This is a genomic window from Hydrogenophaga pseudoflava (genome assembly GCF_031020795.1).
Classification (GTDB): domain Bacteria; phylum Pseudomonadota; class Gammaproteobacteria; order Burkholderiales; family Burkholderiaceae_C; genus Hydrogenophaga; species Hydrogenophaga pseudoflava_A.
This window is the reverse complement of record NZ_JAVHJP010000007.1, coordinates 175,225-199,152: the sequence shown is the minus strand read 5'-3', so window position 1 is coordinate 199,152 and position 23,928 is coordinate 175,225. Positions and strand designations below refer to the sequence as shown.

Sequence of the window (23,928 nt, the reverse complement as noted above, 5' to 3'; positions counted from 1 at the left end):
ATATAAGCCCAGCCATGGACGACGTCGCCGTCATCGACCGCTTCCTGAACACCTTCTCCACTTACATCGACTCGGGTTTCGGGTTGCTGAACGGCGAGGTCGCCTTCCTCACCGCCACGCTGGTGGCCATCGACATGACCCTGGCCGGCCTGTTCTGGGCCATGAGTCACGCCACCGGCCAGGGCGAGGACGTGATGGCGAAGCTGATCCGCAAGGTGCTTTACGTGGGCGCCTTCGCCTACATCATTGGCAACTTCAACAGCCTCTCGGGCATCGTGTTTCGCTCATTCGCCGGTCTGGGCCTGCAGGCCAGTGGCTCGGGCATGAGCCTGGCCACCTTCCTGCAGCCGGGCCACCTGGCAAAAGCTGGCATCGATGCAGCAGCCCCGATCCTGCAGCAGATCAGCGACCTGTCCGGCTTTCCGGAGGTGTTCATCAACATCGCACCCATCGTGGTGCTGTTCCTGGCCTGGCTCACGGTGATCGTGAGCTTCTTCGTGCTGGCCGTGCAGCTTTTCGTGACGCTGCTGGAGTTCAAGCTGACGACGCTGGCCGGCTTCGTGCTGGTGCCCTTTGCCTTGTGGAACAAGACCACCTTCCTGGCCGAGAAGGTGCTGGGCAACGTGGTGTCTTCGGGCATCAAGGTGCTCGTGCTCGCGGTGATCGTGGGCATCGGAACGGGACTGTTCGCTCAGTTTCAGACGGTGCCGGCAGAGCCTTCCATCGACCACGCGCTGGTGGTGATGCTGGCCTCACTCTCATTGCTGGGTCTGGGCATCTTCGGGCCAGGCATCGCCACCGGCCTGGTGTCGGGCGCGCCGCAACTGGGCGCAGGCGCGGCGACCGGAACGGCGCTGGGGGCCACGGGTCTGGCGGTGGCCGGAGGCGCTGCCGTGGCGGGTGCAGGTGCGGCCGTGGCCGCTGGCGCACGTATGGCGCCCGGTGCTGCACGCGCCGCGATCGGCAGCGGCGCTTCGGCGGCCCGTTCGGCCAGTGGCCTGGCGGCTGGTGCGAAGTCCGCCTACGACGCCGGCGCTGCCGTGTCCTCGGGCGGTCCGCTGCGCGCCGCCGGTGCCGGCGTGGCCAACGTGGCCCGCACAGGCGCCAGCGCGGTGGGCCAAAAGCTGGCCGAAGGCGCCAAGGCCGTGAAGGACAAGGTCTCGGGCTTCGTGGCGGACGCTACCGCGCCAGCGGCTGCCGGTGCCGACTCGGCCGCCACAGGCTCCTCCAGCCCGACCCCTGCCACCGAGCCCGCCTGGGCACAGCGCATGCGCCGGCGCCAGCAGATGGGGCACGCCGCCACGACGGCCGCGCACACCCTGCGCGGTGGCGATGGGGGCGGCTCGGGCAGCGGGCCCAGCCTTCGTGATTCGGATTCCTGAGGAGAACCCAGCATGCGATTCAAACGACCGCAGGTGCGCTATGCCGACACGCCGCAGCCTGCCACCCCCTACCAATCGGCCGCGCAGGCCTGGGACGAGCGCATCGGATCGGCCCGCGTGCAGGCCCGCAACTGGCGCCTGATGGCCTTTGGCTGTCTGTCGCTGGCCTTGTTGATGGCCGGTGGTCTGGTCTGGCGCTCGGCGCAGTCCATCGTGACGCCCTACGTGGTGGAGGTGGATCAGGCCGGCCAGGTGCGCACCGTGGGCGAGGCCGCCTCACCCTACCGCCCCGGCGATGCGCAGATCGCGCACCACCTGGCCCGCTTCGTTACGCTGGTGCGTTCGCTGTCCATCGACCCGATCGTGGTGCGGCAGAACTGGCTGGACGCCTACGACTACACGACCGACCGCGGAGCCGCCGTGCTCAACGAATACGCCCGCACCAACGACCCGTTCGTGCGCGTAGGCAAGGAGTCGGCGACGGTGCAGATCACCAGCGTGGTCCGGGCCAGCGACGCCTCGTTCAACGTGCGCTGGACCGAGCAGCGTTTCGTCAACGGCGCACCGGCCGGCACCGAGCGGTGGACGGCCGTGGTCTCGACCGTGCTGCAGACCCCGCGCACCGAGCAGCGCCTGCGCAAGAACCCCCTGGGCATCTACGTCAACGGCCTGTCCTGGAGCCGCGACCTGGATGCGAACGAAGGAAGCAAACCATGAACACCCCGAACCCGACCCCGCGCCTGCTCTTCAGCACGATCGCCGTTGCCGCCACCCTGTTGGGTTGCGCGTCGCAAGGCACGCCGCCACCCGTGATCCCGCTGGACGAGCCCGTGATGGCGCAGCCCCTGCCCGAGCTGCCCAATCCGGTGGAGGTGGTCGCGGTGCCACAGGTGCTGCCCATGCCCTCGCAGATGAAGCCGCTGCCTGCAGCGCAGGACAAGCCGCCCGTGTCCGAGCCCGTGGACGAACGGCTGCGGGTGTCGCGGGCCAACGAAGAAGCCCGGGTGGCGCCGACGCGGGAGGGCTACGTCAATGCGATCCAGGTCTGGCCCTACACCGACGGTGCGCTGTACCAGGTCTACGCAGCGCCGGGGCGCGTGACGGTGATTTCGCTGCAGGCGGGCGAAGAGCTGGTCACGGTGGCAGCCGGCGACACGGTGCGCTGGATCGTGGGCGACACGTCCAGCGGAGCCGGCGATGCACTGCGCGTGAACGTGCTGGTCAAGCCAGTACGCACCGGCCTGAAGACCAACCTGGTCATCACCACCAACCGGCGCACCTACCTGATCGAGCTGACCTCGACCGAGAAGGCGTGGATGGCCTCGGTGTCCTGGGACTACCCCAAGGACCGCATGCTGGCCTTGCAGCGCCAGGCTCAGGCGGCGCAGACAGCAGCGCCGGTGGATGTCGGGCTATCACTGGAGCGCCTGCGCTTCCGCTACGCAATCAGCGGCAGCACGCCGCCCTGGAAGCCTCTGCGGGCCTTTGACGATGGCGAGAAGGTCTACATCCAGTTCCCGGCCGGCATCGCGCAAGGCGAGTTGCCGCCGCTGTTCGTCATCGGCGCGCAGGGCGACGGGCAGTTGGTGAACTACCGCTTCCGCCCGCCCTACTACATCGTCGACCGCCTGTTTGGTGCGGCAGAACTGCGGCTGGGCGCCGACAAGGGCGACATGGTCCGCATCGAGCGCACGGACGGATGGCCACCGACCGCCCGGAGGAACTGAACATGTCCATGCACGACCCGGCACCGTCCGTTGCGCCCGGCCGCCCTGCTGCAGCCAAGGTATCGCCCGAATCGATGGCGCTGCGCGCCCAGCCGCGACCGGTGACCCGGCTCAATCGCCGCAGCCTCGCGCTGCTGGCGGGTCTGCTGGCCTTGGGCGTGCTGGGGGCAACGGTCTGGTCACTGCAGCCCAAGACCCGTCGTGAGTCCGACGAGCACGCCGAGCTGTTCAACGTTGATCGCGTCTCGCGCTCCGAGGGCCTGGGGCAGTTGCCTGCGGATTACTCCAAGCTGCAACAACCCGCGCCGGTGCCGGAGTTGGGGCCACCCCTGCCCGGCGACCTGGGCCCAGCCATCGTCAAGTCGCAACAGCCGGTGGTGCCGAGCTATTCGCCGCCGGGACACGACCCTGCCGCGTCAGAGCGCGATGCCCGGCGCAAGGAGTCCGAGCAGGCGGCAGCCGCATCGGTGTTTTTTCGCAATGGTTCGCAGCGCGCGGCAACTGCTGCGCCGACCGCTGCGGCCCCTGACACCTCGAGATCGGTGCCCAGCGGCCTGACGGGTTTCGACCCCATGGCAGCTGGCCCGGCGTCCACGCCAGCGCAGGACGGCGGTGCCGACGCCACGGCGTCACAGAACCGGCAAGACCAGAAGGAGGCTTTCCAGAGAACCGCTTCCACGGAAACTCGCAATTCCGGTTCACTGCAACTGCCCGCCTCGCCGTACCAGTTGATGGCTGGCACGGTGATCGCCGGCGCCTTGGTCACCGGCATCCAGTCCGACCTGCCCGGCGACGTGATCGCCACGGTCACCGAGCCGGTCTACGACACCGCCACCGGCAAACACCAGCTGATCCCGCAGGGATCTCGCATCCTCGGGCGCTACAACAGCCGGGTGAGCTATGGCCAGAGCCGGGTGCAGGTGGTGTGGAACCGGGTGATCCTGCCCGACACGTCGTCACTGACACTGGACAACCTGGTGGGTTCCGACCCTGCCGGCCGGGCCGGGCTCGAAGATGGCGTGGACTGGCACTGGGATCGCGTCTTCGCAGGGGCCGCACTGACCTCGCTGCTGGGCATCGGTGCCGAGCTGGCCGCACCCGAGAACCGGCAGGACGGCAACCGCATCGTGATCGCTGGGCGCGACAGCCTTCAGGACAGCGTGAACCAGATCGGCCAGGAGGTGACCCGCCGCAACCTGAACATCCAACCGACACTGACCGCGCGACCGGGCTTGCCCATGCGCGTCATCGTCAACCGAGACCTGGTGCTGCGGCCCTACCAGCCACTGTTCTTTGCTCGAGGAGCGCCACGATGAGCACGAGCACAAGGCTACGCCTGGGGCCCCTGCCCAAGACTGAGAGCGTCAAGCTGACCTTCACTTGTCCGTCCGACCTGAAAGCCGAGCTGGATCGTTACGCCGCTCTGCACGCTCAGACCTATGGCGAGGCGACGGATGCTCTGGCGCTGATTCCGCACATGCTGGCGGCGTTCATGGCCAGGGACCGAGGATTCCGGCGAGGAACTGCCAAAGGTAAGACTCCATTGGCGTCGACCAAGTCGGCCGATGCCGGCAGGGCGCTGGAATGAACTGCTTGGTGAAAACGTTTGAGCCCATCTGGCCACATCTTGGGTTAGGTTGTAGCGAGAACGCGGCACACCACAAAGCCAAGAATGGCGCGTGGGTGGGCAGCTCCATGGTGTTCGATCCGCCCGAGCGCCGCGAGCACCATCAGCAAGGCGGTGCCGCATGACCGACGAAACGATCAACGCCGAACAGTGCGCCGAACTCCTGCACTGCACCGAGCAACGAATCGAGGAACTGACCCGAACCGGCGAGCTGCCGGGAATGAAATTTGGCCGCGGCTGGATCTACGTGAAGGCTGACCTGCTGGCCTACATTGCCGACCGCGCCCGGAAAGAGGCGGAAGAGCGGCGCCAGGACCTCAACGCACGAAAGTCGGTGCCGCGCCTGGACATACCGATCAAGCCGCGGCGACAGACGCCTCCACCGCTTCCGGTGCCGGCCAAAGCCTTTGCGCAAGGTCCACGCCCCTGAAGCTGGCATAGCGCTGGGCCATCACCGAGCCCGGCTTCCATCCCATGATCTTGTTCAGCTCCTCCAGACGGAACAGATCGCGCCCGTCTTTGTCTTTCAGCTCCAGCCATCGGCATGTCGCTTCGTGTCTCAGGTCGTGTTCACGGAGGCCAACGATGTCCATGTACTCGAAAGCGATCCTGAAACGGAATGACAGCCGTTGACTGGTACGCACCAAGCTCTTTTTCCCTTCCTCGACCCCCTCCTCGTTGAGGAACGGGAAGAGGTTCGCGTCGGGTTCAAACGGCGGCCGCGATGCAAAGTACGAGGAGAGCGCCTGATGCACTTCGGGACGCATCGGGACATCTCGATAAGAAATCTTCCCACGCCACTGCTTGGTCTCCTTGGCATGGATCACCTTGTTCTGCATGTCAATCTGGCCCCGGGTCAGGGTGTATGCCTCCCTGAGCCGCAGTCCTGTGTTCAGGATCAGCAAGTACAAGGTCAACAGCGCATCGCCGCCCTTGAGTTCGAGGCCACGCGAGCGATCCGGCCGCTCGTAGCCCGACAGCACCGCCACGATCTTCTCGTGCTCCCCGGGCAGCAGGCGCCTGTCGCGCGCCACGTTCACCTTCACTTTGCCTCCCTTGGCTTTCGCCATCTGGGCATCGACGTCGGTATAAGTCGAATAGCCCTTGGGCAGCAACTTCACGGGGTTGCTGATCTTGACGTTCACGTTGTGCCGCAGGTACTCATCAATGGCCCGGCTCAGCGCCTGAATGCGGTGCTTGATGGACGAAGGGGACAGGTTCTTCTCTACTTTCAGGGAACGGAGATAACCGGTCAGCCATTTGTAGTTGGCATCCGAAAACCGCACCGAACCCACCTCGCGCGTCAGTGTCTTGAGCGTGAGAATTTGCGATGGCGCCGCAAAACCGCTGTCCGACCACTCACCAAGAATGCGCAGCAAGCGCACGCCGTCGCCGGGAGACGTAGGGGCAGTCAGTTCTGCCGGCGGCGGGATGTCCGCGTGCTTCATCAGCTTCCACTGCTGCCCGTAGGCAATGGCCTCGGCCTGGGTGTCGAAGGTGAAGTACTTGCGCCCGCTCGGAAGCGATGGGTGTCTCAGCCCTATTTCCCACTTCCCGGATGGCTTGAGTCGGGGTTTTGCCATGCCACATCTCCATCATGTCAACGAGATGGATCATCGCATAATCTGATCGAGTTTCAGCCGCCATTTTGTGGCGTCTTCAGGTGCTTTCGAGGCGCTCTCCAAGCACCGAACAACCTATAAGTTATTGATTTATAAGAGTTTCAAAAATGACAACAAGTACAGAAATCAGCTACAAGATCGAACTCATCCAACGCGCCGATTCGGATGCGGGCCAGGGCCTGCGTTGAAGCGGACCACCCACAAAAAAGCCCGCGGATCGCGGGCTTTTTTGTGAGAAACGGATGGACCGCTTACGGGGCGATCACCACTTCCACGCGGCGGGCCTCGGCGTTGTTGCCGGTGCCGGTGGCGGTCTCGGGCTTCTTGAGTTCGATGCCCGACTCGGCCACGCCGGCGGCCTTGAGTGCGTCGCGCACGGCAAAGGCCCGTTGCTTGGCCAGTTCGGCGTTCTTGGTCGGATCGCCGGTGGCGTCGTGGAAGCCGGAGATCACCAGCTTCTGACCGGCCTTGCCAGCGGCGATGGCGTCGGCCAGCGCTTCCACGGCACCAGGCGCAAGGTCGGACTTGCCCGAGGCGAAGTAGAACTTCACCACACCGTTTTCCACCACCACGCTGGCATCGTCGTTGCCCGCGGCGGGAGCCACCGCCGCCGGTGCTGCTTTGGCGTCACCAGCGGCGGAAGCGGCGGCATCGCCCGCCACCGCAGCCACGGCTGCGGGCGCCGATTTCGCGCCTGCACCACGCACTTTCTGGATCGCCACGCCGATGGCCAGACCGACCGCCATCAGCACCGCTGCGATCAGCACCACCGCCGCAACGCGGGTCTCTTGTTGTTCGTCCTGGGAAGACATGGGCAGCACTCCGTGAAGAATAATGAGGGATTGAACGTCAGCCCCCTGTAGCTCCTCCCTGAAGGAGTCCGGCGGGCGCAAAAACCCCAAGATTGTAAATGGCTGCCCCTCGCGCCCGACCGCTGCCCAACGTGCCCCGCCACCGCCCCCAGAGCACCTGGGAGCCATCGCAACGCGACGGTCGGCAGATGATGGCGGACACGCTGGCGCAATGGCGTTCGCTCGGCCCGGGCGCCGACCTCTGGGTGTTCGGTTACGCATCCCTGGTCTGGCGGCCCGAGTTCGAGGCCGCCGAGCAGCGCCTGGCCCAGGTGCATGGCTACCACCGCTGCCTGAACATGTACAGCCGGGTCAACCGCGGCACCCCCGAACGCCCGGGCCTGGTGTTCGCGCTGATGCCGGGCGGCAGTTGCACCGGCATGGCGCTGCGCCTGCCGCACCACCAGGTCGAGGCGGCCATGCCCGCTCTGTGGGCGCGCGAGATGCCCAACCCGGTGTACGACCCGCGCTGGCTGCTCTGCCGGACGACGCAAGGGCCGGTCTGCGCCCTGGCCTTCACGCTGTCGCCCCGCAGCCCCAACCACACCGGTCCGCTCAGCGACGACCAGTACCGTGACATCTTCATGCATTCGCGCGGCCGCTACGGCACCACGCTGGACTACGCACGCCAGACCTTGCAGGGCCTGCGCGCCCACGGTATCGAAGACCGCACACTGGCTCGGTTGCTGAACCTGGTCAAGGACCTGCCCTGAACCCTTTGCCTACACTGCTGTCATGAACATCGCCGACCTGCGCAAGAGCTACGAAAAAGCCGAACTGAGCGAATCCGCCTCGCACGCCGACCCGCTGAAGCAGTTCGACCAATGGCTGAACGAGGCCATCAGCGGGGAAGTGCCCGAGCCCAACGCCATGACCCTGGCCACCGTGGGCGCCGACCTTCGACCCACCACCCGCGTGGTGCTGATCAAGGGCTACGACGAGCGCGGCATCGTGTGGTACACCAACTACCACAGTCAGAAGGGCCGGCAACTGGCCGGCAACCCGTACGCCGCGCTGCAGTTTCACTGGGTCGAACTCGAGCGCGTGGTGCGCATCGAGGGTCTGGTCGAAAAGGTCAGCGACCAAGAGAGCGACGAGTACTTCCACAGCCGCCCGCTGGACAGTCGCATTGGCGCCTGGGCCAGCCCGCAAAGCGAGGTCATCGAGAGCCGCTCGGTGCTGGTGACCAATGCGGCGAAGTACGGCGCCCAGTTCATGCTGCGCCCGCCCCGCCCGCCGCACTGGGGTGGCTACCGCCTCAGGCCCGACAGCTGGCAGTTCTGGCAAGGGCGCAAAAGCCGGCTGCACGACCGGCTGCGCTATTCGCTGCTGCCCGACGGTGACTGGCTGCGTGAGCGGCTGGCGCCGTGAACCCTTCAGAGGCGTTCGATCGCCTGGTCGGCCACGGCTGACAGGTGGTGTCCGGTCACCAGACCGGGCGCTATCTCCGCCAGTGGCACCAGCACAAACGCCCGCTGCCACATGCGGGGGTGCGGCACGGTGAGATCGGGCGAATCGATGCGTGCACCGCCGTAGAGCAGCAGGTCCAGGTCCAACGTGCGCGGGGCGTTGCGGTAGGGGCGCTCGCGGCCGGCGGCGTTCTCGATGCCCTGCAGGGCCGCCAGCAGCGCGGGCGCACTGAGCGTGGTGGCCACTTCGGCCACCGCGTTGAGGTAGTCGGGCCCGCTGGAATCGACAGGGGCGGTGCGGTAGAGGCCCGAGGCCCTGGTCATCCTGATGCCTGGCGTCCCGCCCAGTGTCTGCAGCGCGTCGCGCAGGGTGCGTGCGGCGTCGCCGAGATTGGCGCCAAGGGCCACATACGCGGTGACCTCAGCGCGCCCGGCGTTGCTCATCTCCGCGGCGTTCAACCTGCCGACTGGGCAGGCGGTGCGCCCTCGCCACCGCCACCGGACGGCTTGCGGCGGCGACGGCGGCGCTTGCGGGCGGGCGCCTCGCCGTCACCCCGCGCGGCGGTGTCATCCGCATGGTCGCTGTCGGGTGCAAAAGCACTGCCGTAGAACACGGGCCGCCGGGGGCTGGCGTCCTCCTCGTCCGCATCGGCCCCGTCATTCTCCGGGCGGAAGCGCGGGTCGTCCTGCGGCTCCGGCTCACGGGCACCGGAAGCCGGATGGTCGGCGTCGGTTTTCTTCACGCGGCGGGCCTTGCCGCCACCACCCGCGCCCTTGGACTGGCTGGCCTTGCGCTGCGCGTCCACCATGTCCTGGCGGTGGTCGTCGTCGGCGGTGCTGAAGGTTTCCCACCAGTGGGCCAGCTCCTCGTCCACCTCGCCGGTCTGCGCGCGCAGGCGCAGGAAGTCGAAGCCGGCACGAAAGCGCGGCTGCTCGACCAGGCTGAACGGACCGGTGCCCACGCGCTTGTCGAAGCGCGGCTGCATCATCCAGATCTCGCGCATGTCGGTGCCCAGCTTGCCGCGGCCGGACACATCGCCGATGCGCGCGTCGAAGGCCTCGTCCACGGCCTCCTGCAGCGCGGCGAACGGGGTGGGCGGGCGCTGGTGGCCGCGCGGTTGCAGCCGCCGCTCCCAGCCTTTGCGCACGTCGGCCCAGAGCACGCAGGCCAGCAGGAAGCTGGGAGCCACCGGCTTGCCTTCGCCGACACGGCGGTCGGTGTCTTGCAGCGCCAGCTTGACGAAGTCGTCCTCGGCCCGCTCGACCACCAGGTCCAGCAGCGGGTAGATGCCCCGGGCCAGTCCGTGGGTCTTGAGCGCCTCGACGCTGGCCAGCGCGTGACCAGTCTGCAGCAGCTTGAGCATCTCGTCGAACAGGCGGCTTTGCGGAACTTCCTTCAGCAGATCCACCGAGGACACCAGGGGCTCGCGCGTCTTGGCGTCGAACTTGAAACCCAGGGCGTTGAGCTTGGCCGCAAAACGCACGGCGCGGATGATGCGCACCGGGTCTTCGCGGTAGCGCGTGGCGGCGTCGCCGATCATGCGCAGCGTCTTCTTCTGCGCGTCGCGGATGCCGTGGTGAAAATCCACCACGATCTGCGCTTCGGGGTCGTAGTACATGGCGTTGATCGAGAAGTCGCGCCTTGCGGCGTCCTGCTCGATCGGGCCCCACACGTTGTCGCGCAGCACCCGGCCGCTGGCGTCCACCGCGTGCTTCATGCCCGAGAGCTCTCCCTTGCTGGTGCGCTCGTTGCCGCTGACCTGCTCGGCGTCGGCGCTGTCGAGGTAGGCGCGGAAGGTCGAGACCTCGATCACCTCGTGTTCGCGGCCGCGGCCATAGATCACGTGCACGATGCGGAAGCGCCGGCCGATGATGAAGGCGCGGCGGAAGAGGTTCTTGACCTGTTCGGGCGTGGCGCTGGTGGCGACGTCGAAGTCCTTGGGCCGCAGGCCCAGCAGCAGGTCGCGCACCGCACCGCCGACGATGTAGGCCTCGAAGCCGGCCTGCTTGAGGGTGCGCACCACGTCCAGGGCGCGCTGGTCGACCAGCTTCGGGTCGATGCCGTGGACGGACGCCGGCACGTCTTCGCGCTTGCCGAACTTGCTGGCCTTGGTGCTTTTGCCAGTGGCCTTGCCCAGCAGCTTGTCGATGAATTTCTTGATCATTCGAATAGGTTCAGGATGCGCCAGCCTCGCTCGGTGGCGATGGCGCTGAGGCGGGGGTCCGGGTTGGTCGCCACCGGCTCGGTCACTTTCTCCAGCAGCGGGAGATCGTTGAGGGAGTCGCTGTAGAAGCTGCTGTGCGCCACGTCGGCCCAGGACAGGCCGCGCGACGCCAGCCATTGTTCCACACGCGCGACCTTGCCTTCGCGGAACGAGGGCGTGCCGTGGATGGCGCCGGTCGGGTTGCCCCGAAGGTCGCGCTCCAGGTCGATGGCGATCAGCTCTGAGACGCCGAAGGCCGCTGCGATGGGGCGGGTGACGAACTCGTTGGTGGCGGTGACGATCACGACCTGGTCGCCCGCCGCCTGGTGGCGGCGCACCAGCTCGACCGCCACCGGCCGGATGGCCGGACGGATCACCTGGTCCATGAAGCGGCGATGCGCGGCGTCCGACTTGTCCACCCCGTGTTCGGCCAGCGGGGCGACCGAGAAGCGGATGTACTCGTGGATGTCCAGCGTACCGGCCCTGTACTGCTCGTAGAAGGCGTCGTTGGCGCGGGTGTGGGTTTCGGCGTCCCGCCAGCCCAGCTCCACGGTGAACTGGCCCCAGGCGTAATCCGAATCCAGCGGCAGCAGGGTGTGGTCCAGGTCAAACAGCGCAAGTCTCATTCGGAAAGTTCTTCATTCGTTGTCCAGCATGGACTTGATCAGCGGGATCGTGATGGCTCGCTGCGTGCGCAGCGCATACGCGTCGAGCTGGTCCAGCAGCATCATCAGGCTGGAGAGGTCGCGCGAGAAGCGGTTGAGCATGAAGTCCATGACCTCGTCGCCCAGGAACACGCCGCGCTCGTCGGCGGCGCGCCGCAGCACGGAGCGGCGTTCGGTTTCACCCAGGGCCTTGAGCTGGAACACATGGCCCCAGCCCAGGCGGGTGCGCAGGTCTTCGCGCAGCCGCAGGTCGGCCGGCGGCCGGTCGGCCGCGGCCAGCACCCAGCGCGCCGGGCCGTGGGCCGGGGTCTGGGCGTTGACGAACCAGTTGAAGGCCGCGGCCTGCTGTTCGGCGGTGTAGAGGTGGCAGTCGTCGAGGATCACCGCGTCCCAGCCCTCGTCGTACTCGATCGGATGCAGGATGCCCGCGCCGATCCAGCCGGTGCGGGCGCCCGAGTCGCGCAACGTTTCGCGCACCGCCCGCAGCAGGTGCGTCTTGCCGCTGCCGGGCTCGCCCCAGAGGTAGGTGGGCACCGGCGACCGCAGGGGGTTGTAGGTCCAGAGCCGCAGGTGCTCCAGCACGGCCTCGTTGCCCGCGGCCACGAAGTTGTCCAGCGTGGGCACGGGCGCCAGCCCGATGTCCAGCGCCATCTGTTTCATGGGCGGCTGCACCGGTTTCATTCGGCACCGTCCTGTGGCGGGACCGAAGCGGCCGGGGCAGCGGTCGGTACGGGAAGGTACAGGTCGCTGGCCAGGTAACCGGCCTTGGCTCGGCGGATCGCCACCAGCAGCACGGCGCTGGCCGGCAGCGCAATCAGCACACCGACAAAGCCGAACAGGTGGCCGAAGGCCATCAGGGCGAAGATGACCGCGATGGGGTGTAGGCCGATGCGCTCGCCCAGCAGGCGCGGCGTCACATACATGCTTTCGGCCACCTGGCCCACCGTGTAGACCGCACCGACCAGCACCACGCCGGTGAGGCTCTGGAATTGCAGCACCGCGGCCAGCAGCCCCATCACCAGCCCCAGCCCGAACCCGAGGTAGGGCACGAACACCGCCAGACCGGTGAACACACCGATGGGCAGTGCGAGTTTGAGGCCCATCAGCGCCAGCGCCACCGTATAGAACACGGCCAGAACGCCCATCACCAGGAGCTGGCCGCGCAGGTACTGGCCCAGCACCTCGTCGGTTTCGTCCAGGAAGCTCTGCACCGAGGGCAGCCAGCGCGGCGGAATCAGCCGCTTGCTGCGCTCGACCAGTCCGGCCCAGTCCAGCAGCAGGTAATAGGCCACGATGGGCGTGAGGACCAGGTTGCCGAACACCGCCGCCAGCGCGCTGCCGCCGATGCGCAGCGAGGACAGCAGGCCGTTGATCAGTTCCTGCTCGTGCCCGGTGACCAGGTCCTTGAGCCACTCGCGCACCTGGGCCACGTCGATCTGCAGGTCGATGCCGAAGCGCCCGGCCAGCGGCACGAGGCTGTCGTTGACCCGGTCCAGCAGCGCCGGCACCTGTTCCTTGAGCAGAGGCACCTGCTTGGTGATCACCGGCACGATCAGCAGCACCACGGCCAGCAGCACCAGCATGAGCAGGGCGATCGCCACACCCGCGCCCAGCCAGCGGGGAATCCGCCGGTCGTTGAGCTTTTCCACCAGGGGATGCAGCGCATAGGCCATCACCCCGGCCAGCACGAAGGGCATCAGCACCGGCGCCAGCACCGTCAGCAGGGCCCAGATCGCCACGGCGATGGCGGCCCAGGTCAGGGAACGGATCTGCGCGGGGGAAAGGGTCATGGGGCGGAAGGTGTGGTGGTGTGGGCCGGAGGGCGAACCCTTAAAATCAGCCGCAAATTCTAGTCCCCGGCCCGTGCAGGCCCTCTCCCCGCCCTCCCCCTATGAACTCCAGCACCACCCCCCTTTCCTACAAAGACGCCGGCGTCGACATCGACGCGGGCGACGCGCTGGTCGAGCGCATCAAGCCGCTGGCCAAGAAGACCATGCGCGAAGGCGTGCTGGCCGGCATCGGCGGCTTCGGCGCGCTGTTTGAAGTGCCGAAGCGCTACCAGGAGCCGGTGCTGGTGAGCGGCACCGACGGCGTGGGCACCAAGCTCAAGCTGGCGTTTGAATGGAACATGCACGACACCGTGGGCATCGACTTGGTGGGCATGAGCGTCAACGACGTGCTGGTGCAGGGCGCTGAGCCGCTGTTCTTCCTGGACTACTTCGCCTGCGGCAAGCTGGAAGTGGACACCGCGGCAGCCGTGGTCGGCGGCATCGCCAAGGGTTGTGAACTGTCCGGTTGCGCCCTGATCGGCGGCGAAACCGCCGAAATGCCCGGCATGTACCCGGCCGGCGAATACGACCTGGCGGGCTTCTGCGTCGGTGCGGTCGAAAAGAGCAAGATCCTGACCGGCCAGAACGTCAAGCCCGGCGACGTGGTGCTGGGCCTGGCCTCGCACGGCGTGCACTCGAACGGCTTCTCGCTGGTGCGCAAGTGCATCGAGCGCGCGGGCAGCGATTTGCCCGCCACCCTGGACGGCCAGCCGTTCAAGCAAGCCATCATGGCCCCAACCCGCCTGTACGTGAAGAACGTACTGGCCACGCTCGCCAAGCACCCGGTCAAGGCCCTGGCCCACATCACCGGCGGCGGCCTTCTGGAGAACATTCCGCGCGTGCTGCCCGAAGGCACGGCCGCCCACCTCAAGAAAGGCAGCTGGCCGCAGACCGAGCTGTTCGCCTGGCTGCAGAAGGTCGCCGGCATCGACGACATCGAGATGAACCGCACCTTCAACAACGGCATCGGCATGGTGGTGGTGATCGACGCCGCCGAAGCCGCCGCCTGCGCCGCCACGCTGCGCGAACTGGGCGAGACGGTCTACGAGATCGGCGCCATCGCGGCCAAGGGCGAAGGTGCGTCGGTGATCGTGGCCTGATGTCCTGATCTGATCGAAACCTGTCCGCCGCGGTGGCGGACAGGCGGTTCCAGGGCGGAAACAATGCAGTCACCTTTTCAACGGAGCTGCCCCATGAACACCGCCCTGCTGGTCATCGACGTCCAGGAATCCTTCCGCCACCGCCCGTACTTCGACGCCTCGGCGCTGCCCGCCTACATGGCCGACCAGAACGCCCTGATCGATGGCTGCCTCGCGCAGGGCATCCCGGTCGTCCGCATCCTGCACAGCGACGGACCGGAAACACCGGACAACCCGTTTTCGCACGCCAGCGGCCATGTACGTCCGATGGCCGAACTGTCCGTTTTTGATCCTTCCGCCAGCTTCGTCAAGCGCCGGCACAGCGCCCTGGTCGGCACCGGGCTGGACGTCTGGCTGACGGAGCACGGCATCCGCCGCCTGATCGTCAGCGGCATCCGCACCGAGCAGTGCTGTGAAACCACGACGCGCCACGCCTCCGATTTGGGCTGGGAAGTGGACTACGTGACGGACGCCACGCTGACCTTCGACATGACGCAACCCGACGGATCGCCGTTGCCCGCGGCCGAAATCAAGGCCCGCACCGCCACCGTGCTGCAGGGTCGCTTCTGCACCCTCACCTCGGTGGCCGAAGCACTGGCGCGCGCCGGGGCAGCGGCGTGACCCGCCCGTTCGGCATCGCCATCCTGGCCTTCGACGATGTCGAGGCGCTGGACCTGGCCGGCCCTTACGAGGTGTTCACCACCGCCGCCCGCATGGCGGCCCGTCCCGAAGCCGCGGGCTGGGCCGGGGCCTCGACCGCTGCGGGCTGGCAAGTGGCCTGCGTGGCGCGCACCCTGGCACCGGTGCGTGCCCGGGCCGGGTTGCAGGTGGTGCCCACCCGGGACTTCAACGACCCGACCCCGGTGGACCTGCTGATCGTGCCCGGTGGTGTGGTGGACGCAGCCGCCCGCTGCCCGGACACGTTGGACTGGGTGCGGCGCGCCAGCGCCCAGGCATCGCTCACCGCCTCGGTCTGCACGGGCGCGTTCGTGCTCGCCGCGGCCGGGGTGGTGAACGCCCACCGCGTGACGACGCACTGGGAGGATCTGGACGATCTGCGCCGGCAATGGCCGTCGCTGGAGGTGGTCGACGGCGTGCGCTGGGTCGAGGACGGCCGCGTGTTCAGTTCGGCGGGCATCAGCGCCGGCATCGACCTGTCGCTGCACCTCGTCGCCCGCCTGACCTGCCCCGAATTGGCCGAACGCACCGCACGACAGATGGATTACCGATGGATGAGCCGGCCCGACTGACACCCGCCTCCGTGGTGGACGTGCATTTCGTGCTGCTGGACGACAGCCTGATCCTCGACTGGGCGGGCCCGGCCGAGGCGCTGCGCATGGCCAACCAGGCGCTGCTGGCCAGAGGCCGGCCCACGGCCTTTGCACTGCACTTCACCGGCCCGCGCGCCGAGACGGTCAGCTCGGTGGGCGCCCGGGTGTCGCGGCTGGCTCCCCTGCCCGACCTGTCCCAACCCCAGCGACCGCAGTGGGTGGTGCTGGTGGGCCAGCCAGGGGACCGGGTCGAGCTGGACAGCCCCGCCGCGCGCGAACTGCTGCACTGGCTGCGTGGCCTGCGGCTGGCCGAAGGCCGGGTGGAGCTGATGTGCATCTGTGCTGGCGCCGTCGTGGCCGCCCGCGCCGGTCTGCTGGCTCGCCGCAAGGCCACCACGCACCACCACCACCTGGACGAATTGCGCCAGTCCGCGCCCGACTGCGAGGTGCTGGCCAACCGGGTGTTCGTGCTGGACGCGCCTGTGTTCAGCAGTGCGGGCGTGACCACCGGCATCGACCTCACGCTGCACCGCATCGCCGCCCTGCTGGGGCCGGCGCTGGCGGCCGAGGTGGCGCAGTCCATGGTGGTGGCGCTGCGCCGCGGCCCGCAGGACCCGGAGCTGTCGCCATTCCTGCACCACCGCGACCACCTGCACCCTGTCGTGCACCGGGTGCAGGACGCGGTGAGCCAGGCACCGCAGGAGGCCTGGACCGTGCCCCGCATGGCCGACCGGGGCCACACCTCGGCGCGGCATCTCACGCGCCTGTTCGAAGAGCACGCCGGGGTGTCGCCGCTGAACTACCTGCAGCGCATCCGGCTCGCGGTGGCCCAGGCGGCGCTGCACAGCGGCCACAACGTCACGCAGGCGGCCCAGATCTCGGGCTTCGGGTCGGACACCCAGTTGCGGCGCGCCTGGCACCGCCATGGGCAGCCGGGCACACCGGGCACAACGCAGCGAGCGGTCGCCCGCTGAGGTATCAGCCCCGCGCGCGGCGCAGCTCGTTCAGCCGCGACTGGATGGCGTCGCGGTCCAGCGCGTCGTCGGTGTGGGCGATGTAGACCTCCAGGTCCTGCGCGGCCAGGGCGGCGTCGCCCATCTCGGCCCAGGCAAGGCCCCGGTCGCGGTACTCCACCCAGGCGTCGGGCAGCAGGATCAGCAGCCGGTCCTGCACCGCGATCAGGCGCAGCCAGTCTTCCTGGGTGCGGTGGATTTCCTTGAGGTTGCGCAGCATGCGGGCAATGATGTCGCGCGAAGGCGCCGCCTGCAGATACAAACCCACCGGCACGTCGAAGTCGTCGACCAGGCCGTTGCGCCGCTTGTAGGGCTCCAGCCGCTCGGACAGCTCCTCGCGGCTGAGCGACTGGCCGGTGAACGGATCGATCACCACCTGCCCTTCCGGCAGGTTGATCTTGACCAGGAAGTGGCCGGGAAAATTGATGCCGCGCGCCTTCAGGCCCAGCCCCTGCGCCAGCTCCAGCCACAGCACCGCCAGCGAGATCGGAATGCCGCGGCGCGTCTTGAGCAGCACGTTGAGGTGGCTGTTGTCGGGATCGTGGTAGTCGTTGACGTTGCCACCGAAGCCGAGGTCGCGGAAGAAGAACTGGTTGAGCGCCCGCAGGCGCTGCAGGGGCTCGGCGTCCGACGGGCTGCGCCGGCGCAGGCGTGAGAGCAGCACGTCGACCTCGCCCAGCACCTCCTGCACATCCAGGTCCGGGTACTCGTCCTGGGCAATGGAGGCCGCCGCCTCCAGCAGGGGCAGGCTGTCGTCGTCCTTCACCAGCGAGGCGAAATACGCCAGCGGTGTCGACGAGGGAAGTTCGAAGGCGGAAGGCATGATGGGTTCATTTTCGGACGAATTGCCGAAGTTTTAACCCCGATAGCATCAAGGCCACAAAGTAGAGCAGCGCCGCCCCCACCACGATCGCGGCCATCAGGCCGACCCGCAGCAGCGCGCCACCCTCGAACGCCACCCAGTTCACCGACCCGGCGCTCCACATCAGGAACACCGCCAGCAGCGCGCTGGCGGCCAGCACCTGCATCAGGAACCGGGCCCAGCCCGGGGCCGGCCGGTAGGCGCCGCGCCGCACCAGGCCGATCAGCAGCCACAGCGCGTTGACCATCGCCCCGAGGCCAATGGCCAGTGCCAGGCCGGCATGGGCCAGGTAGGGCACGAACAGCAGGTTCATGGCCTGGGTCAGCAGCAGCACGACGATGGCGATCTTCACCGGCGTGCGGATGTCCTGGCGGGCGTAGAAGCCGGGCGCCAGCACCTTGATCGCCACCAGCCCCAGCAGGCCGGCGCCGTAGCCCATGAGCGCGGTCGTGGTCTGGGCCACGTCCCGTTCGGAAAATGCGCCGTAGTGGTAGAGCACCGCCACCAGCGGTTTGGCAAAGGTCAGCAGGGCCACCGCACAGGGCACCGCCAGCAGCACCACCAGCCTCAGCCCCCAGTCCAGCAGGTTGCTGTAGCGCTCGCTGTCCTCGGAGGCGCGGGCGGCCGCCAGCTGCGGCAGCAGCACCACGCCCAGCGCCACGCCCAGCATGGCGGTCGGGAATTCCATCAGCCGATCGGCGTAGCTGAGCCAGCTCACACTGCCGGTGGCCAGGTGCGACGCGATCTGCGTGTTGATCAGCAGCGAGATCTGCGCCACGCTCACACCCAGCAGGGCCGGCAGCATGAGGGTCGTCACGCGCCGCGTGCCGGGGTGCGCCCAGGCCGCCTTGAGCGATGACCAGTGCAGACCCACGCGCGGCAGCATGCCGATGCGCAGCAGCGCCGGGATCTGCACCCCCAGCTGCAGGGCGCCGCCGAGCATCACGCCGGCCGCCATCGCGTAGATCGGCTCGATGCCCACCGACTGGAACCAGGGCGCACCGAACCATGCCGCGCCGATCATCGCCACGTTCAGCAGCACCGGGGTCGCGGCCGGCACGGCGAACTTTTTCCAGGTGTTGAGCACGCCGGCCGACAGCGCCACCAGCGACATGAAGCCGATGTAGGGGAACATCCAGCGCGTCATCAGCACCGCGGACTCGAAACCATGGGGGCTTTGCTTGAGGCCGCTGGCCATGGCCCAGACCAGCACCGGCGAGATCGCCACGCCCACGATGCAGGTCGCCACCAGGGCCCAGACCAGCACTGTGGCGATCTGGTTCACCAGTTCGCGGGTGGCGTCGTCGCCGTCCTTGGCGCGCGCGCCGGCCAGAACCGGCACAAAGGCCTGGCTGAACGCGCCCTCGGCGAACAGCCGGCGCAGCAGATTCGGAATGCGGAAGGCGACGTTGAAGGCGTCGGTCAGGGCGCTGGCGCCGAAAGTGGACGCCATCAGCAACTCGCGCACCAGACCAGTGATGCGCGAGGCGAGCGTCAGCAGGGAAACCAGGGAGGCGGACTTGAAGAGCGACACCGCGGCAGTGTAACCACCGGCCACCGCCCGGCGGCCCGGGCTGGCTTGGCCTTGGGGTGCGTGGTAGAATCGCGAGCTTTGCTGGCAACATCCCCAAACACGTAAAGGATTATTCCCATGGCAACCAAGCCGAAGAAAAAGAACCCCCGTCTGGCGTCTGGCCGCAAGCGCGCCCGCCAGGACGTCAAACTGAACGCCGCCAACACCTCGCTGCGTTCCAAGTACCGCACCGCCGTCAAGAACGTCGAGAAGGCTGTTCTGGCCGGCGACAAGACCAAGGCCGCCGAGCTGTTCGGCAAGATGCAGGCCGTGGTCGACAGCGTCGCCGACAAGGGCATCTTCCACAAGAACAAGGCTTCGCGCGACAAGAGCCGCCTGTCCGCCAAGGTCAAGGCCCTGGCCACCGCCGCCGCCTGACCGGGCGACGAACACCAGCCCGGACCGGTTTACCCGGTCCGCCGTTTGAAACGGTGCGCTGCCAGCAAAGAAGAAAACCGCCCTTCGGGGCGGTTTTTCTTTGGGCGCTCAGGACGCTTCAGTCGTCGTCCCCACCGATGAGCCCGCCCAGCAGGCCGCCGCCCAGGATGCCCGCGGCCAGACCGCCCTGCTCGCCACCCGAGCCGCCGCCGCCCTGCGTGCGCGGGGCCGCCGCGAAGATGCGCGAGGCCAGGCGGGCGAACGGCAGCGACTGGATCCAGACCGTGCCCGGGCCGCGCAGCGTTGCGAAGAACAGACCCTCGCCGCCGAACAGCGCGGTTTTCACACCGCCCACGAACTGGATGTCGAAGTCGATGCCGGTGGTGTAGGCCACCACGCAGCCGGTGTCGACCCGCAGCACCTCGCCCGGCGCCAGATCGCGCTTGAGCACGGTGCCGCCCGAGTGCACGAAGGCCAGCCCGTCGCCTTCGAGCTTCTGCATGATGAAGCCCTCGCCGCCGAAGAAGCCGGTGCCCAGCTTGCGCTGGAAGGCAATGCCCAGCGACACCCCCTTGGCCGCGCAGAGGAAGGCGTCGCGCTGACAGATCAGGGTGCCGCCGATCTGGGACAGGTCGAAGGGAATGATCTTGCCCGTGTAGGGCGCAGCGAAGCCGACTTTGCGCTTGCCGCTGCCCTGGTTGGTGTAGACCGTGGTGAACAGCGACTCGCCGGTGATCAGGCGCTTGCCGGCGCCCAGCAGCTTGCCGAACAGGCCGCCGCCGGACGAGCCGGCGGAGCCGTCGCCGAAGACGGTGGTCATGGCGATGCCGTCCTCCATGTACATCATGCTGCCGGCCTCGCCGATCGCGGCCTCACCCGGGTCCAGCTCGATTTCGACGAACTGCATGTCGTCGCCGTGCAGGTAGTAGTCAACAACGTCCATTGCCATGGGAACACGCTCCTGATTCGGTTGGGAAGAAATCCGGAGCGGGAGCATACCCGCGAAGAACAGCGGGCTCAGCCCTTGGTGGGCGGCTCGGGGAGAAGGCAGCCTTCGACGACCTGCAGGTCGTTGTCCTTGGCGAAGTTCATCACGAAGTCCCAGGCCATGGGTTCGGCCTCGCGCAGGTCGGTGTGCACGATCACCACCTTGGTGCCGTTCATCACGGTCGGCACGCACCAGGGCGAGTACGCAATGTGGCTGCCGATGCGGCCGGATGCACCGCCCGGGCCGAATTGGCTCATCACGCCCGCCAGCCGCTCCGCCCAGTCGCTGGGGCGGAACGTGCGCCCACCCCGGGTGATTCCCTGGATGAACACTTGCTTGGTGGTGGGGCGGTCGACCATGAAATGGAATGCCGTTGCGGATGGCGGTATTCTATCTTATATAAGACTTGAGCTCAGGGTTAACCCGGCCGGGGGCCGGCAGCGCTACTGTGCCGCATCTCTCTGATGCACAACAAGCAAAGAAGATGCCGGTGCCTGCCCCTAAAATCGCCGCTCAACGGCTCAACCTGCGTTGAGCCGCTTCTTTTTTCCGGCCCCTGGCCTCTGGAGTTGCCTCATGAAAGCCGCCCCCGTCGTCCCGTCTTCGCCCCATGTGATGAACACCTACGGCCGCCTGCCGATCGCGCTGACGCACGGCAAGGGCTGCCGAGTCTGGGACGTCAACGGAAAGGAATACCTGGACGCGCTGGCCGGCATCGCCGTGAACACCCTGGGACACGGTCACCCCAAGCTGGTGAAGGCGCTGCAGCAGCAGGTGGCGGACATGATCCACTGCTGCAACTACTACCACGTGCCTGGCCAGGAGGAACTGGCCAAGCTGCTGGTGGAACGCTCCGGTCTGACCAACGCCTTCTTCTGCTCCACCGGCCTGGAGGCCAACGAGGCCGCGCTCAAGCTGGCGCGCAAGTATGGTCACGACAAGGGCATCGAGAAGCCGCAGATCGTGGTGTACGAGAAGGCCTTCCACGGCCGCTCCATCGCCACCCTGTCGGCCACCGGCAACCCCAAGGTGCAGGCCGGCTTCGGCCCGCTGGTCGAAGGCTTCATCCGTGTGCCGGCCAACGATCTGGAGGCCCTGAAAAAGGCCACCGAGGGCAATCCGAACGTGGTGGCCGTGTTCTTCGAGACCATCCAGGGCGAGGGCGGCATCAACCCCATGCGCGCCGAGTATCTGCAGGGCGTGCGTGCGCTGTGCGACGCCAACGACTGGCTGATGATGATCGACGAGGTGCAGTGCGGCATGGGCCGCACCGGCAAGTGGTTCGCCCACCAGTGGGCCGGCATCCAGCCGGACGTCATGCCGCTGGCCAAGGGCCTCGGCTCGGGCGTGCCGATCGGCGCCGTCGTCGCCGGCCCCAAGGCCGCCGCCATCTTTGGCCCGGGCAACCACGGCACCACCTTCGGCGGCAACCCGCTGTCCATGCGCGCGGGCATCGAGACCATCCGCATCATGGAAGAGGACGGCCTGCTGCAGAACGCCGCCAAGATGGGCACCCTGATCCAGACCCGGCTGGTCACCGCGCTGATGGGCAAGAAGGGCGTGAAGGAAGTGCGCGGCCAGGGCCTGATGATCGGCGTCGAGCTGGAGAAGCCCTGCGGCGTGATCACCCAGCGCGCGGCCGACGCCGGCCTGCTGCTGTCGGTGACGGCCGACAACGTGATCCGACTGGTGCCGCCGCTGATCATCAGCGGCGCCGAGGCCGACGAGATCGTCGCCCGCCTGCTGCCGATCATCGAGACCTTCCTCAAGGAACAGGGCTGACCGCCCGGAGCGCACCGCATGAGCATCCGCCACTACCTGCAGTTCAAGGACTTCTCGGCCGCCGAATACGGCTACCTGCTGCGCCGCGCGGCCTTCATCAAGGCCAGGTTCAAGGCGGTCGAGAAGTACCAGCCCTTCGCCGACCCGGACCGCACCCTGGCCATGATCTTCGAGAAGGCCAGCACGCGCACCCGTGTGAGCTTCGAGGCCGGCATGTACCAGATGGGCGGCTCGGTGGTGCACCTGACCACCGGCGACAGCCAGCTTGGGCGGGCAGAACCCATCGAAGACAGCGCGCGCGTGATCAGCCGCATGGTCGACATCGTGATGATCCGCACCTTCGGCCAGGACAAGCTGGAGACGTTCGCCAGGTACTCGCGGGTGCCGGTCATCAACGGCCTGACCAACGAGTTCCACCCCTGCCAGATCCTGGCCGATCTGTTCACGCTGACCGAGTACCGCCCGGCCGCCAGCGGCGACCCGCTGGACGCCCTCCGTGGCAAGGTGGTGGCCTGGGTGGGCGACGGCAACAACATGGCCAACACCTGGCTGCAGGCCGCCGAACTGCTGGGCTTCACCGTGCACGTGAGCACGCCCAGCGGCTACGAGGTGGACGCCCAGCTGGCCGGCATCGGCAACCCGGCCTGCTACAAGGTGTTCAGCGACCCGAAGGAAGCCTGCAAGGGCGCGGACCTGGTGACCACCGACGTGTGGACCAGCATGGGCTACGAGGCCGAGAACGAAGTCCGCCGTGCGGCCTTCAAGCAGTGGTGCGTGGACGAGGCCATGATGGCTGTGGCCCAGCCCGATGCGCTGTTCATGCACTGCCTGCCCGCCCACCGAGGCGAGGAAGTGACCGCCGAGGTCATCGACGGCCCGCAGAGCGTGGTCTGGGACGAGGCCGAGAACCGCATGCACGTACAGAAGGCGCTGATGGAGTACCTGCTGCTGGGCCACCTGGCCTGAGCGAAGCCGTGAGCGCCTGCACGACCTGCGGCGCCTGCTGCGCCAGTTTCCGTGTGGACTTCTCGGTGTTCGAGACCCAGTCCGAAGGCGGCAGCGTGCCCGACGGGCTGTGGGTGCCGGTGACCGACCACACCGCCCGCATGCGCGGCACCGACCACGGCCGCCCGCGCTGCGCCGCGCTCTACGGCCCGGTCGGCGAAAAGGCCAGCTGCGGCATCTACGAGTGGCGTCCCAGCCCCTGCCGCGAGTTCGAGGAAGGCAGCGACGCCTGCGCGCAGGCCCGCCGCCGCCACGGGCTGGCCGCGCTCTGAGCGCCATGTCGGCCTGCCAGACCTGCGGCGCCTGCTGCGCCGCCTACCGCGTGCAGTTTTCCGTCTACGAGCTCGACGACGCCGGCGGCACCGTTCCGGCATCGATGACCGAACCGGTCAACGGCGCCACCTGCCGCATGCGGGGCACGGGCGAGGTGCCAATCCGCTGCGTGGCGCTCACCGGCATGGTCGGCGTGTCGGTGGGCTGCACCGTGTACAGCCAGCGCCCCGCGCCCTGCCGCGAGCTGACCGAAGGCAGCTACGCCTGCGACAAGGCCCGCGCCCGCCACGGCCTGGCCGCCCTGGGCGACGACCTGCCCCTTTGAAAC

General features: G+C 67.8%; 28 protein-coding genes. 17 read left to right on the top strand and 11 right to left on the bottom strand.

All coding sequences use genetic code 11. The features are described from left to right. Nucleotides 1–14: 14 nt before the first annotated feature. From trbL to RCO38_RS21120, 6 genes are all read left to right on the top strand, one after another. Entirely contained in the window at nt 15–1,382 is a 1,368-nt protein-coding gene (gene trbL, locus RCO38_RS21145) for a P-type conjugative transfer protein TrbL (RefSeq protein WP_308330419.1), read from the top strand. 12 nt (nt 1,383–1,394) lie between these two features. Further along, nucleotides 1,395–2,099: a conjugal transfer protein TrbF gene (trbF, locus tag RCO38_RS21140; RefSeq protein WP_308330418.1), complete on the top strand. Its 705-nt coding sequence runs from the start codon at nt 1,395–1,397 to the stop codon at nt 2,097–2,099. Then, nucleotides 2,096–3,109, top strand: a complete 1,014-nt coding sequence (gene trbG / locus RCO38_RS21135) for a P-type conjugative transfer protein TrbG (RefSeq protein WP_308330417.1) — start codon at nt 2,096–2,098, stop codon at nt 3,107–3,109. The genes trbF and trbG overlap by 4 nt, the downstream gene beginning before the upstream one ends. A gap of 2 nt (nt 3,110–3,111) precedes the next feature. Continuing rightward, nucleotides 3,112–4,425, top strand: coding sequence for a TrbI/VirB10 family protein (locus tag RCO38_RS21130; protein WP_445297933.1), 1,314 nt, complete (start codon nt 3,112–3,114; stop codon nt 4,423–4,425). Further along, a complete protein-coding gene (locus tag RCO38_RS21125; protein WP_308330416.1) occupies nt 4,422–4,697 on the top strand; it encodes a DUF2274 domain-containing protein in 276 nt (91 codons plus the stop codon). Before RCO38_RS21130 ends, RCO38_RS21125 begins: the two co-directional genes overlap by 4 nt. Nucleotides 4,698–4,857: 160 nt before the next feature. Further along, nucleotides 4,858–5,166: a helix-turn-helix domain-containing protein gene (locus RCO38_RS21120; RefSeq protein ID WP_082321908.1), complete on the top strand. Its 309-nt coding sequence runs from the start codon at nt 4,858–4,860 to the stop codon at nt 5,164–5,166. Here the strand turns inward: RCO38_RS21120 and RCO38_RS21115 are convergent. Both RCO38_RS21115 and RCO38_RS21110 read right to left on the bottom strand, forming a co-directional pair. Continuing rightward, nucleotides 5,093–6,319 (bottom strand): tyrosine-type recombinase/integrase, encoded by a 1,227-nt coding sequence (locus RCO38_RS21115; RefSeq protein WP_308330415.1) that lies wholly within the window; start codon nt 6,317–6,319, stop codon nt 5,093–5,095. The genes RCO38_RS21120 and RCO38_RS21115 overlap by 74 nt on opposite strands. 290 nt (nt 6,320–6,609) lie before the next feature. Continuing rightward, a complete protein-coding gene (locus tag RCO38_RS21110) occupies nt 6,610–7,170 on the bottom strand; it encodes an OmpA family protein (protein WP_308330414.1) in 561 nt (186 codons plus the stop codon). Nucleotides 7,171–7,358: 188 nt separating this feature from the next. Here RCO38_RS21110 and RCO38_RS21105 point away from each other — a divergent pair, with 188 nt between their 5' ends. Both RCO38_RS21105 and pdxH read left to right on the top strand, forming a co-directional pair. Beyond that, nucleotides 7,359–7,922: a gamma-glutamylcyclotransferase gene (locus RCO38_RS21105; protein ID WP_308330437.1), complete on the top strand. Its 564-nt coding sequence runs from the start codon at nt 7,359–7,361 to the stop codon at nt 7,920–7,922. Nucleotides 7,923–7,944: 22 nt separating this feature from the next. After that, nucleotides 7,945–8,580: a pyridoxamine 5'-phosphate oxidase gene (gene pdxH, locus RCO38_RS21100; protein ID WP_308330413.1), complete on the top strand. Its 636-nt coding sequence runs from the start codon at nt 7,945–7,947 to the stop codon at nt 8,578–8,580. A gap of 5 nt (nt 8,581–8,585) precedes the next feature. Here the strand turns inward: pdxH and folK are convergent, their stop codons facing one another. Genes folK through RCO38_RS21075 form a run of 5 tightly spaced genes read right to left on the bottom strand, consistent with a single transcriptional unit; the run spans nt 8,586 to nt 13,277 of the window. After that, the gene (folK, locus tag RCO38_RS21095) at nt 8,586–9,062 is read right to left on the bottom strand and encodes a 2-amino-4-hydroxy-6-hydroxymethyldihydropteridine diphosphokinase (RefSeq protein ID WP_308330412.1); all 477 of its coding nucleotides are present in this window, start codon (nt 9,060–9,062) and stop codon (nt 8,586–8,588) included. A gap of 11 nt (nt 9,063–9,073) precedes the next feature. Beyond that, on the bottom strand, nt 9,074–10,783 hold the full coding sequence (gene pcnB, locus RCO38_RS21090) for a polynucleotide adenylyltransferase PcnB (RefSeq protein WP_308330411.1): 1,710 nt from the start codon (nt 10,781–10,783) through the stop codon (nt 9,074–9,076). After that, nucleotides 10,780–11,448 carry an HAD family hydrolase gene (locus RCO38_RS21085; RefSeq protein WP_308330410.1) on the bottom strand — a complete coding sequence of 223 codons (669 nt, stop codon included), beginning with the start codon at nt 11,446–11,448 and terminating at the stop codon, nt 10,780–10,782. Before RCO38_RS21085 ends, pcnB begins: the two co-directional genes overlap by 4 nt. Before the next feature lie 12 nt (nt 11,449–11,460). After that, complete coding sequence (gene hda / locus RCO38_RS21080) at nt 11,461–12,147, bottom strand: DnaA regulatory inactivator Hda (protein WP_308330436.1); 687 nt, start codon at nt 12,145–12,147, stop codon at nt 11,461–11,463. Between the two features lie 17 nt (nt 12,148–12,164). Continuing rightward, entirely contained in the window at nt 12,165–13,277 is a 1,113-nt protein-coding gene (locus tag RCO38_RS21075; protein WP_308330409.1) for an AI-2E family transporter, read from the bottom strand. A 101-nt stretch (nt 13,278–13,378) separates the two neighbouring features. Here RCO38_RS21075 and purM point away from each other — a divergent pair, with 101 nt between their 5' ends. From purM to RCO38_RS21055, 4 genes are all read left to right on the top strand, one after another. After that, nucleotides 13,379–14,416, top strand: coding sequence for a phosphoribosylformylglycinamidine cyclo-ligase (purM, locus tag RCO38_RS21070; RefSeq protein ID WP_308330408.1), 1,038 nt, complete (start codon nt 13,379–13,381; stop codon nt 14,414–14,416). A 93-nt stretch (nt 14,417–14,509) separates the two neighbouring features. Beyond that, on the top strand, nt 14,510–15,076 hold the full coding sequence (locus RCO38_RS21065; protein WP_308330407.1) for an isochorismatase family protein: 567 nt from the start codon (nt 14,510–14,512) through the stop codon (nt 15,074–15,076). Then, on the top strand, nt 15,073–15,705 hold the full coding sequence (locus tag RCO38_RS21060) for a DJ-1/PfpI family protein (RefSeq protein WP_308330406.1): 633 nt from the start codon (nt 15,073–15,075) through the stop codon (nt 15,703–15,705). The genes RCO38_RS21065 and RCO38_RS21060 overlap by 4 nt, the downstream gene beginning before the upstream one ends. Beyond that, on the top strand, nt 15,684–16,700 hold the full coding sequence (locus RCO38_RS21055; RefSeq protein WP_308330405.1) for a GlxA family transcriptional regulator: 1,017 nt from the start codon (nt 15,684–15,686) through the stop codon (nt 16,698–16,700). The genes RCO38_RS21060 and RCO38_RS21055 overlap by 22 nt, the downstream gene beginning before the upstream one ends. A 4-nt stretch (nt 16,701–16,704) precedes the next feature. Here the strand turns inward: RCO38_RS21055 and RCO38_RS21050 are convergent, their stop codons facing one another. Together RCO38_RS21050 and murJ are read right to left on the bottom strand one after the other, a co-directional pair. Beyond that, nucleotides 16,705–17,562, bottom strand: coding sequence for a SirB1 family protein (locus tag RCO38_RS21050; protein WP_308330404.1), 858 nt, complete (start codon nt 17,560–17,562; stop codon nt 16,705–16,707). A gap of 7 nt (nt 17,563–17,569) precedes the next feature. After that, nucleotides 17,570–19,135: a murein biosynthesis integral membrane protein MurJ gene (gene murJ, locus RCO38_RS21045; RefSeq protein ID WP_308330403.1), complete on the bottom strand. Its 1,566-nt coding sequence runs from the start codon at nt 19,133–19,135 to the stop codon at nt 17,570–17,572. 117 nt (nt 19,136–19,252) lie between these two features. Here murJ and rpsT point away from each other — a divergent pair, with 117 nt between their 5' ends. Then, nucleotides 19,253–19,552, top strand: coding sequence for a 30S ribosomal protein S20 (rpsT, locus tag RCO38_RS21040; RefSeq protein WP_308330402.1), 300 nt, complete (start codon nt 19,253–19,255; stop codon nt 19,550–19,552). 118 nt (nt 19,553–19,670) lie between these two features. Here rpsT and RCO38_RS21035 read toward each other — a convergent pair whose 3' ends face one another. Next, on the bottom strand, nt 19,671–20,501 hold the full coding sequence (locus RCO38_RS21035) for a TIGR00266 family protein (RefSeq protein ID WP_308330401.1): 831 nt from the start codon (nt 20,499–20,501) through the stop codon (nt 19,671–19,673). A gap of 68 nt (nt 20,502–20,569) precedes the next feature. Continuing rightward, nucleotides 20,570–20,899, bottom strand: coding sequence for a DUF3579 domain-containing protein (locus RCO38_RS21030; RefSeq protein ID WP_308330400.1), 330 nt, complete (start codon nt 20,897–20,899; stop codon nt 20,570–20,572). A 217-nt stretch (nt 20,900–21,116) separates the two neighbouring features. Here RCO38_RS21030 and RCO38_RS21025 point away from each other — a divergent pair, with 217 nt between their 5' ends. Genes RCO38_RS21025 through RCO38_RS21010 form a run of 4 tightly spaced genes read left to right on the top strand, consistent with a single transcriptional unit; the run spans nt 21,117 to nt 23,925 of the window. Next, nucleotides 21,117–22,322: an aspartate aminotransferase family protein gene (locus RCO38_RS21025; RefSeq protein ID WP_308330399.1), complete on the top strand. Its 1,206-nt coding sequence runs from the start codon at nt 21,117–21,119 to the stop codon at nt 22,320–22,322. An 18-nt stretch (nt 22,323–22,340) separates the two neighbouring features. Next, a complete protein-coding gene (argF, locus tag RCO38_RS21020) occupies nt 22,341–23,288 on the top strand; it encodes an ornithine carbamoyltransferase (protein ID WP_308330398.1) in 948 nt (315 codons plus the stop codon). Nucleotides 23,289–23,296: 8 nt separating this feature from the next. Then, nucleotides 23,297–23,599: a YkgJ family cysteine cluster protein gene (locus RCO38_RS21015; protein WP_308330397.1), complete on the top strand. Its 303-nt coding sequence runs from the start codon at nt 23,297–23,299 to the stop codon at nt 23,597–23,599. A gap of 5 nt (nt 23,600–23,604) precedes the next feature. Then, nucleotides 23,605–23,925: a YkgJ family cysteine cluster protein gene (locus RCO38_RS21010; RefSeq protein ID WP_308330396.1), complete on the top strand. Its 321-nt coding sequence runs from the start codon at nt 23,605–23,607 to the stop codon at nt 23,923–23,925. Nucleotides 23,926–23,928 lie beyond the last annotated feature (3 nt).

Excerpts from the sequence above, each read along its gene's own strand:
- trbL (WP_308330419.1), top strand. The coding sequence starts at position 15 with ATGGACGACGTCGCCGTCATCGACCGCTTCCTGAACACCTTCTCCACT.
- trbF (WP_308330418.1), top strand. The coding sequence starts at position 1,395 with ATGCGATTCAAACGACCGCAGGTGCGCTATGCCGACACGCCGCAGCCT.
- trbG (WP_308330417.1), top strand. The coding sequence starts at position 2,096 with ATGAACACCCCGAACCCGACCCCGCGCCTGCTCTTCAGCACGATCGCC.
- RCO38_RS21130 (WP_445297933.1), top strand. The coding sequence starts at position 3,112 with ATGTCCATGCACGACCCGGCACCGTCCGTTGCGCCCGGCCGCCCTGCT.
- RCO38_RS21125 (WP_308330416.1), top strand. The coding sequence starts at position 4,422 with ATGAGCACGAGCACAAGGCTACGCCTGGGGCCCCTGCCCAAGACTGAG.
- RCO38_RS21120 (WP_082321908.1), top strand. The coding sequence starts at position 4,858 with ATGACCGACGAAACGATCAACGCCGAACAGTGCGCCGAACTCCTGCAC.
- RCO38_RS21115 (WP_308330415.1), bottom strand. The coding sequence starts at position 6,319 with ATGGCAAAACCCCGACTCAAGCCATCCGGGAAGTGGGAAATAGGGCTG.
- RCO38_RS21110 (WP_308330414.1), bottom strand. The coding sequence starts at position 7,170 with ATGTCTTCCCAGGACGAACAACAAGAGACCCGCGTTGCGGCGGTGGTG.
- RCO38_RS21105 (WP_308330437.1), top strand. The coding sequence starts at position 7,359 with ATGATGGCGGACACGCTGGCGCAATGGCGTTCGCTCGGCCCGGGCGCC.
- pdxH (WP_308330413.1), top strand. The coding sequence starts at position 7,945 with ATGAACATCGCCGACCTGCGCAAGAGCTACGAAAAAGCCGAACTGAGC.
- folK (WP_308330412.1), bottom strand. The coding sequence starts at position 9,062 with ATGAGCAACGCCGGGCGCGCTGAGGTCACCGCGTATGTGGCCCTTGGC.
- pcnB (WP_308330411.1), bottom strand. The coding sequence starts at position 10,783 with ATGATCAAGAAATTCATCGACAAGCTGCTGGGCAAGGCCACTGGCAAA.
- RCO38_RS21085 (WP_308330410.1), bottom strand. The coding sequence starts at position 11,448 with ATGAGACTTGCGCTGTTTGACCTGGACCACACCCTGCTGCCGCTGGAT.
- hda (WP_308330436.1), bottom strand. The coding sequence starts at position 12,147 with ATGAAACAGATGGCGCTGGACATCGGGCTGGCGCCCGTGCCCACGCTG.
- RCO38_RS21075 (WP_308330409.1), bottom strand. The coding sequence starts at position 13,277 with ATGACCCTTTCCCCCGCGCAGATCCGTTCCCTGACCTGGGCCGCCATC.
- purM (WP_308330408.1), top strand. The coding sequence starts at position 13,379 with ATGAACTCCAGCACCACCCCCCTTTCCTACAAAGACGCCGGCGTCGAC.
- RCO38_RS21065 (WP_308330407.1), top strand. The coding sequence starts at position 14,510 with ATGAACACCGCCCTGCTGGTCATCGACGTCCAGGAATCCTTCCGCCAC.
- RCO38_RS21055 (WP_308330405.1), top strand. The coding sequence starts at position 15,684 with ATGGATGAGCCGGCCCGACTGACACCCGCCTCCGTGGTGGACGTGCAT.
- RCO38_RS21050 (WP_308330404.1), bottom strand. The coding sequence starts at position 17,562 with ATGCCTTCCGCCTTCGAACTTCCCTCGTCGACACCGCTGGCGTATTTC.
- rpsT (WP_308330402.1), top strand. The coding sequence starts at position 19,253 with ATGGCAACCAAGCCGAAGAAAAAGAACCCCCGTCTGGCGTCTGGCCGC.
- RCO38_RS21035 (WP_308330401.1), bottom strand. The coding sequence starts at position 20,501 with ATGGCAATGGACGTTGTTGACTACTACCTGCACGGCGACGACATGCAG.
- RCO38_RS21030 (WP_308330400.1), bottom strand. The coding sequence starts at position 20,899 with ATGGTCGACCGCCCCACCACCAAGCAAGTGTTCATCCAGGGAATCACC.
- RCO38_RS21025 (WP_308330399.1), top strand. The coding sequence starts at position 21,117 with ATGAAAGCCGCCCCCGTCGTCCCGTCTTCGCCCCATGTGATGAACACC.
- argF (WP_308330398.1), top strand. The coding sequence starts at position 22,341 with ATGAGCATCCGCCACTACCTGCAGTTCAAGGACTTCTCGGCCGCCGAA.
- RCO38_RS21010 (WP_308330396.1), top strand. The coding sequence starts at position 23,605 with ATGTCGGCCTGCCAGACCTGCGGCGCCTGCTGCGCCGCCTACCGCGTG.